The 4,122-nt window shown below is 74.3% G+C and carries 1 protein-coding gene and 1 pseudogene; both read right to left on the bottom strand.

The window, feature by feature from the left end; translation table 11 throughout:
* Nucleotides 1-241, bottom strand: a pseudogene (locus tag HMPREF0043_RS08845) (hypothetical protein); the annotation flags it as partial.
* On the bottom strand, nucleotides 238-4,122 hold a 3,885-nt coding region (locus HMPREF0043_RS08840), incomplete at its 5' end, for a beta-ketoacyl synthase N-terminal-like domain-containing protein (RefSeq protein ID WP_021602707.1). The pseudogene HMPREF0043_RS08845 and the gene HMPREF0043_RS08840, both read right to left, overlap by 4 nt.

The following is a 4,122-nucleotide window of genomic DNA, read 5'->3' as shown; positions in this document are numbered from 1 at the left end:
CGTTCGCGTCTGCCGGCCCGGGGGCCTCCCGGCAGGGTACGGCGCCGTCCGACCCCGGATCGCACCGTCCCGACCCGGCGCCACCGGGGGCGTGCGCGGCTGCCCGCGAGCGGGCCTCGCGCCGTTCGCGGGCGGTGAAGACGCGCGCGAAGGACGTGCCCGGTTCGTTCAGCTGCGCGGCGAAGGCCTCGACGTCGACGACGTCGAGGCCCGTGCCGAGGATTCCCACGCCCGGGGTCACCGAGCCTTCGGGTAGAAGCCGTCGGAGCCCAGGCGAGCCGATCCGTCCAGGAGCATGGCCACCTCGTCGGCGTGGGCGCCCCCGCCGGAGAAGCGGCGGTCCTTGATGGGCTCGTACAGGCTGACGCGGCCGAGCATGGCCTCCTCGAGCAGACGCTGCCCGGCCCGGGTCCGCCCAGCCGCCCGACGCTTCCACTCCTCGACGCGGTCGGCGCCGTGGGCGCGTTCGACGGCGGCCTCGAAGGCTCCGGGGGCGGCCAGCGCCAGGAGCGCCGAGACGTGGCCGAAGCCGAGCGAGGAGATCAGGCCCGCCTTGACGCCCTCGTGCTGGAAGGGGCTGCGCGGCCAGACGAGGAAGGAGTCCTCCTCGAAGACGGGATCCATGCAGTCCAGCGCCATGTTGCCGGGGATCAGGCCGCTGGCGAAGATCTGGGTCAGGCCCGCCAGCTGGAAGAGCGCGGCGCCGCCCTTGGAATGCCCCGTGAGGGTCTTCTGGGAGACGACGTAGAGCGGGTTGCCTTCGCTGCGGCCCAGCGCCTGGGCGATCAGGGAGTGCAGTTCGGCCTCGTTGGGGTCGTTGGCGTTCGTCGACGTGTCGTGCTTGGAGACGACCGAGATGTCGTCCGCGGAGACTCCCAGGGCCGCGAGGTTGCCCGCCAGGCGCGAGTCCCGTCCGCCGCGGGCGGCGGCCAGCGCTCCCAGGCCGGGGGCCGGGATCGAGGTGTGGGCGCCGTCGGCGAAGGACTGGGCGTAGCCGACCACGGCGAGCACGGGCAGGCCGAGCTCCTCGGCCAGGTCCCCGCGGGCCAGCAGGACGGTGCCTCCGCCCTGGCCCTCGATGAAGCCGCCGCGGCGCAGGTCGCCGGCGCGAGAGTAGAAGCGCTCGGGGATGCCCTTGGCGGCCAGCGCGGCCGTGTCGGCCGTCGCGCTCATGTCGCCGAAGCCGGTCACCGACTCGATGCTGATGTCGTCGATGCCGCCGGCCACCACGAACGAAGCCTTGCCGGCGGCGATCTTGTCGACCGCCTCCTCGACCGAGACCGCGGCGGTCGCGCAGGCGCCGACCGGGTGGATCATCGACCCGTACCCGCCGACGAAGGACTGCATCGTGTGCGCGGCGATGACGTTGGCGAGCGCCTCCTGGAGGAGGTCCTGGGGGCGCTCCCGGCCCCGGAACCGGTCGATGTAGAAGCGGCGCATGGAGGTCATGCCGCCGAAGCCGGTGCCCTGGGTGGAGGCGACCTCGCTGGGGTGGACGGCCTGCAGCAGCTCGCCCGGGGAGAAGCCCGCGCCGACGAAGGCGTCCACGGTCGTCAGCATGTTCCAGATGGCCATGCGGTCGATCGACTCGATCATCGAGGCCGGGAAGCCCCAGTGCGACGGGTCGAAGCCGGTCGGGATCTGCCCGCCCACGGTGCGGGAGAGCGTCGTGCGGCGCGGCACGTACGTCAGGGCGCCGGCCTTGCGGGTGACCGTCCACTCGTCGTCGACGAGGGCGACGGTTGTCGTCTCGGGGTCGGCTTCGGCGTGCGCGCGGGCGGCGGCCTCGTCGGCGACGGTGAAGGTCACGTCCGACTCCAGGCGCACCGGCGCGATGTCGATGGACCCCAGGTCGGCCAGCGGCCCGTCGTCGATGAACGAGCGGATGCCGCAACGGGCGACGACCTCGTCGCGGTAGCGCTCGTAGACCTCCTCCTCGGGGACGAGCGCGCCGGAGGCGTCGTACCAGCCCGACTTCGGAGTGTCGTGCCAGGTGAGCAGGCCCATCATCCACGCCAGTTCGAGGACGCCCGCGGCGGTCATCTCGACGTCGCCGGAGCGCTGGATGCCCAGCTCGGCGGCGAGCCGCGTGCGCGAGGACCCCCACGGGCCCACCTCGGCCACGCCGACCACGACCACGAGGTCCTCGGGTCGGGCCGTGCCGGAGGCGAAGGCCTCGCGGGGGGCTGCGTGCTCTTCCGGCCCGTCGACGTTCGCCAGGGCGGGCACGGTGCGCGCCTCGGGCGCGGCGTCCACCGCGGGGGCGGGGAAGTCGGGGCGCAGCCGGCGCAGGTCGACCTTGTCCAGGCCGCCGGTGAAGTCGGCGACGACCGGCTCGCGCACGGCCGCCTCGCGGGCCTCGCCCGCGCACAGGCCGACCAGTTCGGCCGAGATCTCGGAGGTGTCCCACGTGCGCACGCCCGCCGCCTCGACGGCGGCCACGAGCGGGTCGTTGCGTCCCATGAGCCCGGTGCCCCGCACCCAGCCGATGATGGCGTGGGCGATGGACACGCGCCTGCCCCACCGTTCGACGGCCCACTTGTTGACGATGGCGTCGAAGGCCGCCTTGACCTCGCCGTAGGCTCCGTCCCCGCCGAAGGTTCCGCGGTTGGGCGAGCCGGGCAGGACGACGTGCAGGCGGTGGCCGACGTGGGTGTCCTCGCCGATGCGCGAAAGCCCGCCGATGAGCCGTTCGACGCCCCACAGCAGGACGCGGGCCTGGTTCTCGGCGGCCGTCCCGGCCTCCTCGAGCGATCCGGAGACCGGAGGGGCGGCGAAGGGGAAGAGGATGTCGGGGACCATGGCGGGCTTGAGGACGGTCGAGGAGGCTCCGATGGTCGCCCTCTGCTCGGCCCCGACCCATTCGATGAGCGCGTCGATGTCGCGCAGGCTGGCCAGGTTGGCCGGGACGAGCCAGAGTTCGGCGTCGCCCCGGGCGCTCTCCCGGTAGAGCCCGGCGGCCCACGTCAGCCGTGCGGGGTCGACCCGCGAGGACGTGGCGATGACGGTCGCCCCGCCGGCCAGGAGCCTGGCGGCCACCGCGCCGGCGATCGAGCCGGGGGCGGCGCCGGTGATGACCGCGACCTGCCCGGAGAAGGCTCCCGGGGTCGCGTCTGCGGCGGCCCGGGCTATGGCCTCGAGGCGCTCGGCGTGCTCGGGGCGGCGCTTGGCGTGCCAGCGGGCCTGCCGGGCGACTTCCTCCCCGACGCCTTCGAAGTTGCCGTCGACCTCGTATCCGGCGGCGATGCGTGCGACGTCTTCGCGCGCACTCGCCCACCGGTCGTTCAGGCGCACGGCGCGATCGGGGTCGAAGGCCGGCTTGACGAACGACTCCCAGCCGTCGCCGAGCTCGGCCGACACGGCCTCGCGCAGGGCGAGGTCCTCGCCGTCGGGCGTCTCGGCTGCGGGCTGCTCCTTGCCGAGGCGGGCGAGGAGGGTGCGGGCGGATTCGGCGAGCGCGTCGGTCAGGTGGCCGGTGACGGCCTGGAGGGCGGCCGGGTCGACGGTTCCCCCGCTCGAGCCCGCCGAGGGCTTGGCGAGGGCGACGCCGCGGCGGGCCGCGACCTGGGCGACGGCCTCGTCGATCATCGCGTCGAACTTCTTCGACGGGGCGATCGTGGCGAGATCGCCTCCGCGCATCGACTTGCCCTCGCGGCTGCCCAGGACGAGCGCCACGCTGACGTGCGTCGCCCAGCCCGGGCCGAGGCCCCACGCCGAGGAGAGGTAGTCGGCCACGCGGGAGGGCTTGGCGCCCGCCGCGCCCGCGACCTGCCGGAGCTTGCCGGAGATCGCCTCGGTCAGGTACTTGCCGAAGGGCTTGTACCCGTGGGCTCCCGCGACCACTCCGGGCCGCAGCTTGGACAGGGGCGCCTCGGCGGCCCCGTCCATGGAGGCCAGTCCGAATTCGGCCGTCAGGTCCATGAGGATCTGGTTGCGCTTGGAGGAGACGCCGTTGGCCAGGGTCTCCACGGAGTCCGCGTCGGCGATCTGCTCGGGACGGATCTTCGTGTGCAGGGCGAGGAGCGCGTCGAGGGCGTCGCCCGCGGTGAACTCGGCGTCGGGCACGTCCGCCGGGGCCGCCGGGGCCGCCGGTGCGGCCGGGGCTGCGGGCGCAGCCGAGAC

The sequence above is a fragment of the Actinobaculum sp. oral taxon 183 str. F0552 genome, assembly GCF_000466165.1.
In the GTDB taxonomy this organism is placed as follows: Bacteria; Actinomycetota; Actinomycetes; order Actinomycetales; family Actinomycetaceae; genus Peptidiphaga.
This window is presented reverse-complemented; position numbering and strand designations above follow the sequence as displayed.